The organism is Proteiniclasticum sediminis (assembly GCF_018128025.1).
GTDB lineage: Bacteria > Bacillota > Clostridia > Clostridiales > Clostridiaceae > Proteiniclasticum > Proteiniclasticum sediminis.
In genome coordinates this window covers 72,844-86,515 of record NZ_JAGSCS010000013.1, presented here as the reverse complement: position 1 = coordinate 86,515, position 13,672 = coordinate 72,844, and the positions used below count along the sequence as shown (strand labels likewise).

Sequence of the window (13,672 nt, the reverse complement as noted above, 5' to 3'; positions counted from 1 at the left end):
TTGGACTCGTCAATATGTCCCGTTGGAAGTACTCCGCTCGTATGGGAAATAGTGTGTGTACAACATGCTCAAAACAAAAAAGAACAGCTGGAATCCCTTATTTTCAAGGGTTCCAGCTGTTTCTCAATTTTTGAAGTGTCAAAGTCGGGATTATACTATATCCCGGGACCTTTGCGGAAAGGGAGGACAAAGAGGGGACATGGGGAATTTTATGCTCAGGTTCAGTCAATATTAAGAAGTTTTTAGTATGCTAGAGAAAGATTGCACATCTCCGGGATTTCTTTGGGCTGAATTTTCGCCAAGGGGAAATTCATGTATAATATGGAGAGAAGAATGGCGTGAAAAAGGATGAAACTCATGAATAAAAAGAAAAAAGGCTTCAACCGGTACACCGGATTGCTGTTGGTGATGATCCTCATCTTCAGTCTCCTCATCAACCAAATGGTCAATCTCCAGGTGATCCACGGAGAAGAGTATGCCCTCCGGGCCAATACGGAATTCATCGTGAACATTGACAATCCAGCTCCCCGAGGAGAGATTCTGGACACCAAGGGCCTGGTTTTGGCCACCTCCGTCCAGAGCTATGATCTGATCTATGTGGATACCACGGAGTCCCGGAAGGTGATTTACTCCACCATTGACAAGGTAAAGCAGCTTCTGACGGAATCCGGTCAGGAGATTACCTTCGAATTCAGTCTCCAGACGGAGCCTTTCCGCTTTGAGTTTGGCTCCGATGACCCCGAATTTATCCGCAAAAGTGAACTGCGGTGGAAGAAAGACCGGGGAATCAATGATTTCCTTTTCCGCAAGATTATGCAGAAAGAAACGGGAAAAGACAAGATCAGCGAGCTCAACGAAGCGGAGACTGACCGCCTGGATGAGCTGATTCTGGCCTTCACCCCGGAAGAAACCTACATGTATCTTATGGATTTCTATGATCTCTATGATGCATTCATGCCCACAAAAGAAGAAAAAGCTGTTTATGCGAAGATGAGCGGGGAAGAAATTTACCAGGAACTTCTGAAAAAGTTCACCCCAGACCAGATTCATTCTTATCTGGTTATCCGGGACAGCATCAAGATGGAGAGCTACTCCGGATCCAAAGCGGTGACTTTGGTCACCAACATGAGCGAGAAAGCAGCCTTCACCTTCTTGCAGCAGCTGAGTTTTCTCCCAGGCATCGACGTGAAGACGAATCCCATCCGCCTGTACCCCTATCAGACGCTGGCTTCCCATGTCATCGGGTATCTCAATCCCATTCCGGCGGGATCCCAGACCTACTATGAGGAACGGGGCTATGATCTGTCCACGGACTTTATTGGGGTATCGGGCATTGAAGCAGCCTATGAGGACACGCTAAAGGGACGAAAGGGCAGTCAGACCGTCCGCGTGGACAAGAATGGCCGTGTGGTCAGTGAGCTTTTCGAACTGGATTCCTATCCGGGCAATACCGTGAAGCTGACCTTGGATGCGGGGATTCAGAATGCTGCGGAGCAGGCCCTGAAGGATATCATCATCGATCTTTCCACCGTCAACACCAAGCACCGGGTGGCCGGTTACAATCAGGATTCTTCCAATGCCACCCGCGGAGCCGTGGTGGTGCAGAATGTAAATACCGGAGAAATTCTGGGCATGGCCAGCTATCCCAACTATGACCCCAACATTTTCGCCGTCCCTGGGCGCCTGAGCACAGAGATGTACAATGCCTATTTCAATCCCGATTATCGGGCCTATGCCGAAGAGCTCATCAAGAAAACCGGCATCAGCGCCACCCCGGAGGATCTCTTCCGGTTCAATGCCGATGGAACGGTGACGGATTTCAACGATATCTATGCCAAACCCTTCTTTAACTATGCCACCCAGGGTCTTACCCCACCGGGATCCACCTTTAAACCGGTGACAGCGGTGGCTGCTCTGGAAATGGGCGTGGTGACCAAGGATACGGTGATCCGGGACACGGGGGCTTACAGCAATCCCAATACGGGAACCCCGGTGACCAATGAAGGACAGGCCGTATACGGAAACACCAATCTGGCCAAGGCCATCGCCAAATCCTCCAACGTCTATTTCGCCGATATGGGCTACCGGATCTACAGCGCCGGCGGGCTGAACAGCCTGGCGGAGTGGTCCTGGAAGCTGGGCATGGGTTACGATCCTTCGGAATCCGCCCACAGCACTACAGGAATCGAAATTGGCGAGAATATTTTCGGCAATGTGTATAATCATGGAACAAAGGTTGCCCTCACCCAACGACTCTTTCTCTTTGACCTGGTGGATTTCCTGCAAAAAGGAAAGTCCCGATCGGGGTCTTCCTTCCATCCCCTCAACATCGGAAAGGACAATGCCGATGAAGAGGCTGTGGCCCTGGCCAAGGAAGCCATCAAGGAGGAAGTGCGAAAAGGATTTGCCCTGAGTCTGGAGGATGCCAATGTCATGATCCGAAAGGATTTTTACACGGTAAAGTCCAATCTCACGAAGCTTTTCCAGGATTATCTCAATCTCCTGCCTGCGGAAGAAAAGGCTGCGGCAGCACCGGCTTCCTTTTATGCGGATCAGGTGTCGGCCAAGATCGTTTATGACCAGACCAGTGAACTCATCAGCCCCAGAAACGTCATCAACGCTGCCCTGGGACAGGGCGACAACCAGGTGACCCTGCTCCAGATGGCCAATGCCCTGGCCACCATCGCCAATGGGGGAACCCGTTATAAGACGACGCTCATTAAAGAGATTCTGGATCAGGAAGGCCAGGTTGTCTTTAAGAACGAGCCCCAGGTGATGGAGGAGACCGGAATCAAGCCCGGCACGGTCAGTGCCATTCTGGAAGGACTCCATGACATTACGAAGCCCGGCGGAACCGCCTACAGCATTTTCAAGGATTTCCCCATTTCCAATGGCGGTAAAACCGGAACGGCCACCTTCCGGGAAGACCAGGAAACCGTGGGCAGAGCGGCCTTTGGTATTTATACCGCCGTGGCGCCCATTGAAAATCCGGAAATTTCCGTGGCGGTGATCGTCTACGATGCCACCCGTGGATCCTTTGTGGCTCCTGTGGCCCTGGCGGTCTTTGAGGAGTATTTCAAAGACCGGCTGGCTGCGGAGTATCCGACCTATCAGCGCAAGTACAATTATGCACTGCCCCAGGCCATTTCGGCCTACGGCAGCGAACCGGAAACTCCGGCAGAAAGCGCGCCTAATACGATCATTGGGCAGGTCAGCACGCCTTAGAACGAAAAAATGCGGAGTCTCCCGGGAGGGAGCTCCGCATTTTGATTAGGGCTGAGGAAGAAGCACTGGCCGCAAATCTCCTTTTTGGGAGGCCTCCAGGGCAAGACGGGCAAAAGTTTTAAAATCTTCCGAAGAAGTGGTGGCGCCGGTGATGAGATCCACCTGGTCAACGTCCTGGGATTTCAGGAGATCCGCTTCCAGCAGGGCCAGATACTCCTCGGGTTTTGTTCCGGTCACTGCAGCCATGGCTTCATTATAGGCCGGATTTTCCGATTTTACCGTGCCCTGGGCTTCTCCGCTTCCCCAGTAGTCAAAGTTCACCTTGGCGATCTTCCCGTCTTTTACGGTCAGCTCCAGAAAGGCTGTCCATCCTGTGGCATCCGGTTCTTCATAGGCAACGGAAAACGTCCCGTCGGATAGAGGAGCAGCAGTTTTTGGGGCACATCCGGCGAAAAGCAGGGCAGGGATGAAGAGAACGGGAATCCAGCGGTGCATGTTCAAGATCAATTCCTCCAGTGTTGTTTCAGGATCAGTCATAAAATCATCATAGCGCATAAATGTATTTTATGCAATTTAATATTTTCTTTCCGCTGGAAGGCCGAGAGAAGGGGAAGGAAACCGAGAATCCTGCAGTGGGAAACTTTAAAAGTTATGGAATTCACAAACTTAGGCCCGCTGCATTCAAATGCCTGGAGGAATCTGGTATAATGAATATTCGAGATGGTTATTCATCCAATGTCCTAGGGAAGGGAACAGATTATGAAGATTAAGAAATGGGATATTATCATCATCAGCCTATTTGTGCTGATTTCCTTTATTCCTGCTGCGGTTTTTGCGTTTCAGGAACAGCGGCAAACCAGCGGACTCTATGCGGAGATTAAAGTCCAGGGCGAGGTTTTCCAGACGGTGAAGCTCACGGGGCACACCGGCCGTGAGGAGATCCGCATCGAGACGAAACTGGGCGTCAATATTGTGGAAGTGGTGGATGAGAAGATCGGCATGTACGAAGCGGACTGCCCGGATCAGATCTGCTACAGTCCTGAATTTGTGAGCAAACCCGGCGAAACCATTGTTTGTCTTCCTCATCGGGTAGTGGTGGAGGTCAAGGGGGAAGCCCCGGACAAAGACGGCACGGATATCATTGCCTATGGAGGAGAAATCCATGACCACGAGTAAGACAACAAAAATGATTTTCATTGCCCTCATCGTGGTCATCCTCCGGGTCGCGCTGGCCACCATGTTCGGAGGAACCTTGTCTTCCTTCATGTTCAGCCTCAGCGGAGGCATTCTCAGCCTGGTCATGATGTTTCTGGTGAAAACCCTTCTGAAGGACAAAGTCAGCATCATCGGGATCAGTGGAGCAGGGGCCGTAAGTCATAACATCGGTCAGCTCCTGGTGGCTTCTTATATTGTGCGGAATTTTTCGGTGATGCTCTATCTTCCTGTGATGACGTTCATCGGCATCGGCACCGGAATCTTCATCGGCATTGCGGCCAACTACATTATTGGGCACATGTCGAAGATCAAAACGGTGCAGAAAATCAGCCTGCTGAAGGATGAAAAAACCTTCCGGTAAAAAAGTGGAAGAAATTAAATATAAATTTTTTGTGAATGATTGACAGCTATACGCTGTGGTGATATTATAAAAAGTTATGCGTTTGACACGTTCTGAAAATTCCTGTATAATGGGAAATGGAAGAAGGTGTTTAGATGGAATACAAAAACATTACCGACATCCGGAATGAAATCCAGCAGAATGTTGGACGGGATGTCAACCTGAAAGCCAACATGGGGAGACGGAAAATGTACGAAAGCTCCGGCACCATTGAAAAAGTCTATCCCAGTATTTTTGTGGTTCGGCTGGACAACGATACCAAGGGCTGCGTATCCTTCAGCTACTCGGATGTGCTGACTAAAACTGTCATGATCTCATACAAGAATTAGTATGTACAGTACCGGTTTTCCGGTACTTTATTTTTTTGTGGTCATTCCCGCCGGTTTTTGTCATAATGAGAAGATAAAGAAGAAAAGTAGGTGACGATATGCGGCTGGAAGCCCATGCGAAAATTAATCTGTCTCTGGATATTGTGGGCAAGCGGGAGGACGGCTACCATCTCCTGTCCATGGTCATGCAGTCTGTGGAGCTCCACGACATCATCGAGCTCCTTCCGCTGCCGGAAGGGATTGTGCTGGAATGTGACAAGGAGTATGTCCCCCTGGATGAACGAAATATTGCCTATAAGGCGGCGAGACTGATTCAGGAGACCTGCGGGGTGAAGGAAGGGGTAAAAATCCGCATCACCAAGAGAATCCCTGTGGCGGCGGGGCTGGCAGGGGGAAGTGCCGATGCCGCAGCGGTGCTGAAGGGGATGAACACCCTCTTTTCCCTGGGGCGCTCGGAAGAGGAGCTCATGGCCCTGGGGCTGAAGATCGGGGCGGATGTGCCCTTTTGCCTTCGAGGAGGCACCTGTCTTTGCGAAGGCATAGGGGAAAAGGTAACGAGCCTGAAGCCCTTTAACGACTATATCGTGCTCTTGGTGAAACCGCCCTTTGGGGTCTCCACCAAGGATGCCTATGGAAGCTTTGATCTCAGTCTCATCAAAAAGCATGTGGAAACCGACAAGCTCATGGCGGCCATGGAAAGCGGAGATCTGAAGAACATGGGCTATGCCATGCGAAACCTCTTGGAGAACGTGGTGCTCCGGAAGCATCCCATGCTGAAGAATTTGAAGCAGACCCTCCTTCGCTATGGGGCAGAGGTATCCCTCATGAGCGGCAGTGGACCCACGGTGTATGGAATCTTCACGGATCTCCAAGCCGCGCAGAACGCCGCCAAGGCCTTGGATAAAAACGGAAATGAAGTGATCCTCACCCGTACTATGGCATAAGAAAATGACCAGGAAACCCATGGGTATCCTGGTCATTGTTATAATTGCGATTATGAAATGGAAGAGATTTTCGCCAGTTCTCCCAGATGCCCCGTGTCTTTCTCGTCGATGAGCTGACGGCAGAGGAGGTAGATATCCTGCGAGGCCTTGGGCTTGCCGTTTTGCAGCGAGCGCTCCCGAAGGTTCTGAAGGTCTTCTTCGCTGGAAAGCAGGGCTTCGATTTTTTCTGCGCAGTTTTCCCCGGTGCCCAAATCCAGGGCAAGGCCATGGCGTAAGAGGTAATCCGCATTCTGCAGCTCGTGGCCAGGAATGGCGGAATAGATGGCTAAAGGAGTCCCCATGATGAAACTTTCTGTGAGGGTCAGCCCACCGGGTTTGGTGATGAGGAGATCTGTTATTTTGAGAATATCATTCATCCGGTCCGAATAATGGAGGGGAACAATGTTTTTTTCCTCATCGAAGGAGAGTTCCAGGATTTTATCATAAAGCTTCCGGTTGCTTCCCGTGAGTACCAGCACCTGGAAGTCCAGGGGGATGGAAACCACTTCGTGGAGAATGTCGACAATATTTCCGAGACCTAAGCTGCCGCCCATGATGGTGATGGTCTTCTTCGCTTCCAGCCCCAGATCCGTATAGATCTGCTCCTTGGGCCTTGTCTTAAGAAAACTCTGGGATATGGGAATTCCATAGGGAAATACCGTCTCGGCACTGCGGCCCCGAAGCACCAGCTCCCGGATCATATCCGAGTTGGACACCACATAGGCATCCACATTCCGGTGAACCCAGAAGGCGTGGGAGGCATAATCCGTCATGACCACCAGGGAGGACTTCTGCCAGCCAAACTTCTTCCGAAGAATGGACAGGATTTGTGCGGTGAAAGCGTGGGTGGCGATGAGGATATCCGGATCGAACTCCAAAATCTTAGGATACAGCTGTTTGGTCAGATAATCATTGACCATGGCGCTGGATTTGGCGAACTTGCCCTCGTCATCGGAATGTTTGTAGATGTACTGGAAGAAGGAGGGGTAGTACCGAATGCTCTTCAAATAAGTCCCCACCACCAGTTTGTCCAGGAAGGGATTGATGTACTTTATGGTATCGATGATCTGAACATCCGAATCCGGTTCATTCACCAGAATGGACTCTTTGATGGCTTCTGCAGCCCGCTTGTGGCCGCCGCCTGTGGAAACGGACAGAATTAAAGCTTTCATATTACACCTCAATCAGGATCTCAGATAATTATACCATGTCCTCCCGGATATCCCAAAGAATAACCCTCATTGGCATCCGGGGGATCCCCTGGATTGCTGGGGTGAGGATTGGACCACGTATGAAATTAGTTTATAATGAAATTATTAAGATGCTGTTAAAAAAGGCCTGCTGATTCTTAAGATATGTTGATATTGAGACGGCGCATGAAGGAGGAGCACGATGCATAAAGTGAAAATCGAGATTTCCAGCAATCGAATCGATGAACCGCCCATCGAGGTGGTGTATTTCGGATCCATGGAAGAAAAAGAAGAAAATGCCCTCATCCGGTACAGTGAGAGTGAACTCACCGGGATGGAAGGGGTTTTCACGGAGCTCCTCATCCGCGGGGATCATCTGGAAATTGTCCGCACGGGAAAAGTGGAGGCGCGGATGGTGTTCAAAGAAAAGGTTCAGGACCGATTTCTCTATGCCATGGAAATGGGAACCCTCAACATGGTGCTGAAGACCGACAAGCTCCATATTCACCGCACGGGCGGGGGTTATGCCATTGAGATCCGCTACCAGCTGGAGATCGGCGGAAATCCTCCGGAAGGCAATGACATGAAAATTCGGATCACCCGAAACTAAAAAAACTCCAAAAAAGAAAAAAATAATAGTAGCACACCACGCTGAAATGTGCTATTATTACTCGTATATTATTTTATTCAATAGTTACCCTATTTTATTTTATGGGGGTAATTCTCATTATAACAAATGAGCGGGCATTGTCAACACTTTTTTTGGAGGTTCAGCGATGAAAAATACAAAATACATTTTTGTTACCGGTGGCGTCGTCTCTTCTCTCGGTAAAGGCATTACAGCAGCCTCCCTGGGCAGGCTTTTGAAAAATCGGGGACTTCAGGTTTCCATTCAGAAGTTTGATCCTTATCTTAATGTGGATCCCGGTACCATGAGTCCCTATCAGCACGGGGAAGTCTTCGTCACCGATGACGGCACGGAGACGGATCTGGATCTGGGTCACTACGAGCGCTTCATTGACGAGAATCTGTCGGAAAGCAGCAATGTTACCACGGGAAAGATCTACTGGAGCGTCATCAGCAAAGAGCGAAAAGGCGAGTATCTGGGCGGCACGGTTCAGGTTATTCCTCATATCACCAATGAGATCAAGGATCGGATTTCCCGGGTTTCCCGCGAGAAGGACGTGGATGTGGTCATAACCGAAATCGGCGGCACCGTGGGTGATATTGAGTCGCTGCCTTTTCTAGAGGCGATCCGCCAGATCAAGTATGATGTGGGGACAGAGAATGTGCTCTTCATCCATGTCACTTTAGTGCCCTATCTGGGGAAAGCCGGGGAGCTGAAGACCAAACCCACCCAGCACTCCGTCAAGGAGCTGCGCAGCATCGGTATTCAGCCGGATCTCATCGTCTGCCGCTCCGAGAAGGAACTCTCCCAGGATTTGAAGAACAAGATTGGGCTTTTCTGCAACGTGGAAGGTCGGGCCGTATTCCAGAATCTGGATGCGGAAACCCTATATGAGGTTCCGCTGATGCTCCATGAGGAGGGTCTGGATACCTATGTCTGCGAGAAGCTGAAGCTGGACTGCAAGGACGTGGACAACCGCGAATGGACGACTATGGTACACCGGATGAAGAATCTGACGAAGAGTGTCACCATCGCGTTGGTGGGAAAATACACGGAGCTTCATGATGCTTATCTTTCTGTGGTGGAAGCTCTGGGCCACGGCGGCCTGGCTCACGATGCCCAGGTGTCGATCAAATGGGTCAATGCCATGGAAGTGACGGATGACAATGTGGAAGAAGCCCTGTCCGATGTGGATGGAATCCTTGTCCCCGGCGGTTTCGGCACCCGGGGTATCGAAGGAAAGATTGCGGCTATTGGCTATGCCCGAACCCACGATGTGCCCTTCCTGGGCATCTGCCTGGGGATGCAGACGGCGGTCATTGAGTTTGCCCGACATGTTCTGGGCATGGCGGAGGCCAACAGTTCCGAGTTTGCACCAGAGTCTCCCTTCCCCGTCATTGATCTCATGGCGGAGCAGAAGGATGTGGAGGATCTGGGCGGAACCATGCGGCTGGGACTCTACCCGGCGGAGCTGAAGGAAGGAACCTGGGCCAGAGAAGCCTACGGCACTGCCCGCATCGAAGAGCGTCACCGTCATCGCTATGAGTTCAACAATCGGTTCATGAAGGATTTTGAAGCCCACGGCATGGTCTTCTCCGGAATCAATCCGGACAAGCATCTGGTGGAAATCATTGAAATCCCGGGAAAGCGCTGGTTTGTGGCCACCCAGTTCCATCCGGAGCTGAAGAGCCGTCCCAATCGGCCTCATCCTTTATTCGCCGGACTCATTGGTGCAGCCTTGAAGAAATAACCTAGAAATTTGAAATGAAGAAGAAGCCTTTCGGGGCTTCTTTCCTTTTCGGTTACTTTTGAATACGTCACGGAAAGTTCCAAAACATCAGCAACTAAAAACCGCTATTTGCTTTTCCGAAGAAAAGCAAATAGCGGTTTTTTAAGCCGGTAGATAGAGAACCGGAGTTTTCTGCTCCAAAGATGAAGGCACCTGGAGGATGCGCTGATTGGTGGAACCTCGCCAGAGCAGGTCCAGGGTTCGCTTTTCCTGGATGAAGCGACCGTCCACCAGAAGGTCCAGTTCCAGGAGAAGATCCAGAGCGGAGGGGACTCTGGTGAGGAGTTCCTCAAAGGTATAGCCGGTGTAGGCCATGAGGGAGAAGTCCGGCCGGGAACCGAACTCCTTCCGGATTCTGTTGGCTAATAGGGCCAGTTCTTTAGCCTGGAGAAAGGGTTCTCCACCGCTGAAGGTTACGCCGTCCAGGAGAGGGTTCTCCCGGATGAGGGAGAGGAGAGCTTCCTCATCCAGCCAGGTTCCGCCCTGAAGGTCATGGGTTTCGGGGTTGTGGCAGCCAGGACAGGCATGGGGACAGCCTTGGGTGAAGAGCACCAGCCGGAGCCCTTCTCCGTCGACGATGGAATCCTCTGTGATTCCGGCGATGCGGATCCCCATGGCTAGTTCCTTTCGCCGTGGACCACCCGGTCCCGGACCTCGCTGAGCTTGGCGTTGTTGAACCGGTCCAGGTTACCCACCAGGTACCCGGTGATGCGCCGGATTCGGACAAAGGGATGCTCTTCTTCCGTGCGTCCGCACTGGGGGCAGGTGTCACCGATGATGCCCACATAGGAGCACAGGGGATCCTGATCCACGGGATGATTGACGGAGCCGTAGCCGATGCCCGATTCCTTCATGTGTCGGATGATCTTCATGAAGGCCTTGGGGTTCTTGGAGGTATCGCCATCCAGTTCCACGTAGGTAATGTGGCCGGCATTGGTCAGTTCATGGTATGGAGCTTCCAGACCAATCTTCTTGAAGGCGCTGAGGGAGTAGCCCACGGGGACATGGAAGCTGTTGGTGTAGTATTCCTTGTCTGTGATGCCGGGAAGAGTGCCGAACTGCTTTCGGTCCAGGCGGACAAATCGCCCAGCCAGGCCTTCCGCCGGGGTGGCGATGAGGGAGAAGTTCAGCTGATGTTTGGCAGTTTCTTCCTCCATCCGCTGACGCATGCGGCGGATGATGGCAAGGCCCAGTTCCTGGGCTTTGGGGTCTTCGCCGTGATGGACACCCAGGAGCGCAGTGAGGGTTTCTGCCAGACCGATGAAGCCCATGGAGAGGGTGCCATGCTTCAGCACCTCTTCCAGCGTATCCTCCGGAGACAAGGTTTGGCTTCCCGTCCAGACGCCCTGGCCCATGAGGAAGGGGAAGTTCTTCACTTTCTTCGCCTTCTGGATCTGGAATCGGTCCAGGAGCTGACGCACCACAAGATCCATGGTTTCTTCCAGGGAGGACCAGAACCGGTCCAGGTTTCCTTCAGCCTGGATCGCCAGCCGGGGAAGGTTGACAGAGGTGAAGGAGAGGTTTCCGCGGCCGTAGGGGCTTTCGTTTCCGGGGTTCAGCACATCGGAGATGACACGGGTGCGGCAGCCCATATAGGAAATTTCCGTCTCCGGATGCCCGGGTTTGTAGTACTTGAGGTTAAAGGGGGCATCCTGGAAGGAGAAGTTGGGGAAAAGCCGTTTGGCACTGACGGCGCAGGCTTGTTCGAAGAGATCGAAGTTCGGCTCTCCGGGATTGTAGTTGATGCCTTCTTTGATGCGGAAGATATGGATGGGGAAAATGGGGGTTTCGTGGTTTCCCAGTCCTTTTTCCAGGGCCAAAAGCAGGTTCTTCACCACTAGGCGACCTTCGGCCGACGTGTCGGTACCGTAGTTCAGGGAGGAGAAGGGGACCTGGGCGCCCGCCCGGGAGTTCATGGTGTTTAGATTATGGATGAGGGCCTCCATGGCCTGGAAGGTGTTCCGGTCGGTTTCCCGCAGGGCTTCCTTCTGGGCAAAGGCCAAGGCCTGCTGGGCCACAGAGGCCGTTACGCCCAGGGTCAGCAGCTGGCTTTCGAGAGCTTCCTCATACTTCTTCTCCCCGGCCATGGAAAGGACGTGGCCCTTCTTTGTTAGGTCCTGGTGTAGGGTCTTCAGATCAGGGAGGTTCACTTCCGGTGCCGTGAGTGCCAGGGCCTTTTCCAGGTTGGTCAGAAAGAGCCGTACATAGGTTTTTGCCACTCCCTGGGCCATGGCGTAATCGAAGTTAGGGATGCTCTGACCGCCGTGCTGGTCATTCTGGTTGGACTGAATGGCGATGCAGGCCAGGGCGCTGTAGCTCATGATATCCTGAGGTTCCCGGAGGTAGCCGTGGCCCGTGGAAAATCCTCCCTTGAAGAGCTGGATGAGATCGATCTGGGTGCAGGTGGTGGTGAAGTTGTAGAAGTCCAGATCATGGATATGGATGAGTCCATCTCGGTGAGCCCGGGACTGGTCTTTCGGAAGAACAAAGAGCTCGGTGAAGGCCTTGGAGCCCTCGGAGCCGTATTTCAGCATGGTGCCCATGGCTGTATTTCCGTCCACGTTGGCGTTTTCTCGCTTCAGATCCGCATTCTTGGCGTCCTCGAAGGTGATTTTCTCATAGATCTTCATGAGGGAAGAGTCCATGACCCGGCGCTCGCTGCGGTGGTTGCGGTAGAGGATGTAGGCTTTGGCCACTTTATAGTCCCCGTTTTCCTGCAGGATCAGTTCCACCTGATCCTGGATTTCCTCCACGCCGGGCACGTCTTCATTTTTTGCGGCGAGGGCCCCATAGACCTCATCGGCCATGCGGCTAAGTCGCTCGGGGTCCACAGCGGTGCCCGTGCCTAAGAAGGCTTTGCCCATGGCAGAAACGATCTTCTCGTGGTTATAGGACACGATGCGTCCATCTCTTTTGCGAACTTTTCGGATTTCCCCAATTCTTGCTTCCATACGATTACCTCCAAAATAATAGTGGGAACCCACGTCATGACGGGCCCCACCTTGGGTGCCAGCCCCATGCGACGTGAGGCGGTGCGATGATCCGGACCAACGACCTGGCTCGAGCTTTCGCTCCTACAGTGGCGGCACCGCACAGGATTTTGACCTGTTTCCATGGTTCCCGGATTTCTATATCTTGTGTTATTTCTTTCTCATCATACTACATGTTGTGTTGCGTGTAAATCATCAGGGGTGTTTTTTTAGAGAATAAATTCTTCGGGCAGGAGAATCTCCACCTGCTGTCCCCGAAGTTCTAGAAGTCCGTCCCGTTCCATATTTGTCAGTTCCCGGGAAACCGAAGGACGGGCCACTTTGATGATTTCTGCAATCTCGGTTTTTTTATGCCGCAGGGTAAAGCGGGGGCTTTCGGCCAGATCCATCTCCCGGGACAGATAGATCATGAGGCGGGAGCGGACATCATTGTGGGAGAGAATCTTGATCTTGTTCTTCAGCACCAGAATATGTCGGGATAAAAATGCCAGATAGTTGTGGTTGAAGGTGGGATTCTCTCGCAGCATCCGAGTGAGCTGCTCAAAAGGAATGAAGAGCACCGTGGAAGGGGTCAGGGTGAGGAGGGTGAAAGGGTACAGGGGATGGGGAGTGAAGAGGAGGGGGGCGCCGAAACAGTCTCCATGACGGAACACATTGATGGTCAGGGCATCACCGCTTCGATCGTACTGTTGGATATGGAGCTTTCCCTCCAGTACAACGCCCAGGGTGCTGCAGGGATCATTTTCCTGAACCACCAGGGTGTCCTTTTCGTAGACTTCCAGGGTGCAGGAGGAGAGATCCACCAGCTCCCTGATTTCCTCTTCGGTCATCTGCTGGAAAAGCGCATTTTTTCGTAACTGGCTCATTGGAATGTTCATGGTTACCTCAAATTAAACAGAAGGGGGAAGACACTGCATTTCTGT

12 protein-coding genes and 1 riboswitch are annotated in these 13,672 nt (G+C 52.1%); of the genes, 7 read left to right on the top strand and 5 right to left on the bottom strand.

Annotation, left to right across the window (positions count from 1 at the left end; translation table 11 throughout):
- Positions 1 to 357: 357 nt before the first annotated feature.
- Positions 358 to 3,225, top strand: coding sequence for a penicillin-binding transpeptidase domain-containing protein (locus KCG48_RS10255; RefSeq protein WP_211802051.1), 2,868 nt, complete (start codon positions 358 to 360; stop codon positions 3,223 to 3,225).
- 45 nt (positions 3,226 to 3,270) lie between these two features.
- On the opposite strand, the gene KCG48_RS10250 is transcribed toward KCG48_RS10255, so the two are convergent.
- Positions 3,271 to 3,720, bottom strand: a complete 450-nt coding sequence (locus tag KCG48_RS10250) for an FMN-binding protein (RefSeq protein ID WP_230977099.1) — start codon at positions 3,718 to 3,720, stop codon at positions 3,271 to 3,273.
- A 264-nt stretch (positions 3,721 to 3,984) separates the two neighbouring features.
- Here KCG48_RS10250 and KCG48_RS10245 point away from each other — a divergent pair, with 264 nt between their 5' ends.
- The 4 genes from KCG48_RS10245 (at position 3,985) to ispE (ending at position 6,113) form a co-directional block, all read left to right on the top strand.
- Complete coding sequence (locus KCG48_RS10245) at positions 3,985 to 4,401, top strand: NusG domain II-containing protein (RefSeq protein WP_211802047.1); 417 nt, start codon at positions 3,985 to 3,987, stop codon at positions 4,399 to 4,401.
- Positions 4,388 to 4,801, top strand: coding sequence for a Gx transporter family protein (locus KCG48_RS10240; protein WP_230977096.1), 414 nt, complete (start codon positions 4,388 to 4,390; stop codon positions 4,799 to 4,801). Before KCG48_RS10245 ends, KCG48_RS10240 begins: the two co-directional genes overlap by 14 nt.
- A 134-nt stretch (positions 4,802 to 4,935) precedes the next feature.
- The gene (locus tag KCG48_RS10235) at positions 4,936 to 5,169 is read left to right on the top strand and encodes a Veg family protein (RefSeq protein WP_211802037.1); all 234 of its coding nucleotides are present in this window, start codon (positions 4,936 to 4,938) and stop codon (positions 5,167 to 5,169) included.
- Positions 5,170 to 5,267: 98 nt separating this feature from the next.
- Entirely contained in the window at positions 5,268 to 6,113 is an 846-nt protein-coding gene (gene ispE, locus KCG48_RS10230; RefSeq protein ID WP_211802035.1) for a 4-(cytidine 5'-diphospho)-2-C-methyl-D-erythritol kinase, read from the top strand.
- Between the two features lie 50 nt (positions 6,114 to 6,163).
- Here the strand turns inward: ispE and KCG48_RS10225 are convergent, their stop codons facing one another.
- On the bottom strand, positions 6,164 to 7,324 hold the full coding sequence (locus tag KCG48_RS10225) for an MGDG synthase family glycosyltransferase (RefSeq protein ID WP_211802034.1): 1,161 nt from the start codon (positions 7,322 to 7,324) through the stop codon (positions 6,164 to 6,166).
- Between the two features lie 220 nt (positions 7,325 to 7,544).
- On the opposite strand from KCG48_RS10225, the gene KCG48_RS10220 reads away from it, so the two are divergent.
- Complete coding sequence (locus tag KCG48_RS10220; RefSeq protein WP_211802026.1) at positions 7,545 to 7,952, top strand: DUF1934 domain-containing protein; 408 nt, start codon at positions 7,545 to 7,547, stop codon at positions 7,950 to 7,952.
- 166 nt (positions 7,953 to 8,118) lie between these two features.
- Positions 8,119 to 9,720: a CTP synthase gene (locus KCG48_RS10215; RefSeq protein ID WP_211802024.1), complete on the top strand. Its 1,602-nt coding sequence runs from the start codon at positions 8,119 to 8,121 to the stop codon at positions 9,718 to 9,720.
- 141 nt (positions 9,721 to 9,861) lie between these two features.
- Here KCG48_RS10215 and nrdG read toward each other — a convergent pair whose 3' ends face one another.
- The 3 genes from nrdG to KCG48_RS10200 form a co-directional block, all read right to left on the bottom strand.
- On the bottom strand, positions 9,862 to 10,374 hold the full coding sequence (gene nrdG, locus KCG48_RS10210; RefSeq protein WP_211802017.1) for an anaerobic ribonucleoside-triphosphate reductase activating protein: 513 nt from the start codon (positions 10,372 to 10,374) through the stop codon (positions 9,862 to 9,864).
- 2 nt (positions 10,375 to 10,376) lie between these two features.
- Positions 10,377 to 12,710, bottom strand: a complete 2,334-nt coding sequence (locus KCG48_RS10205) for an anaerobic ribonucleoside triphosphate reductase (protein ID WP_211802015.1) — start codon at positions 12,708 to 12,710, stop codon at positions 10,377 to 10,379.
- 55 nt (positions 12,711 to 12,765) lie between these two features.
- A riboswitch (adenosylcobalamin (AdoCbl) riboswitch) is annotated at positions 12,766 to 12,899 on the bottom strand.
- A 59-nt stretch (positions 12,900 to 12,958) separates the two neighbouring features.
- A complete protein-coding gene (locus tag KCG48_RS10200) occupies positions 12,959 to 13,627 on the bottom strand; it encodes a Crp/Fnr family transcriptional regulator (protein ID WP_211802013.1) in 669 nt (222 codons plus the stop codon).
- Positions 13,628 to 13,672: the final 45 nt, after the last annotated feature.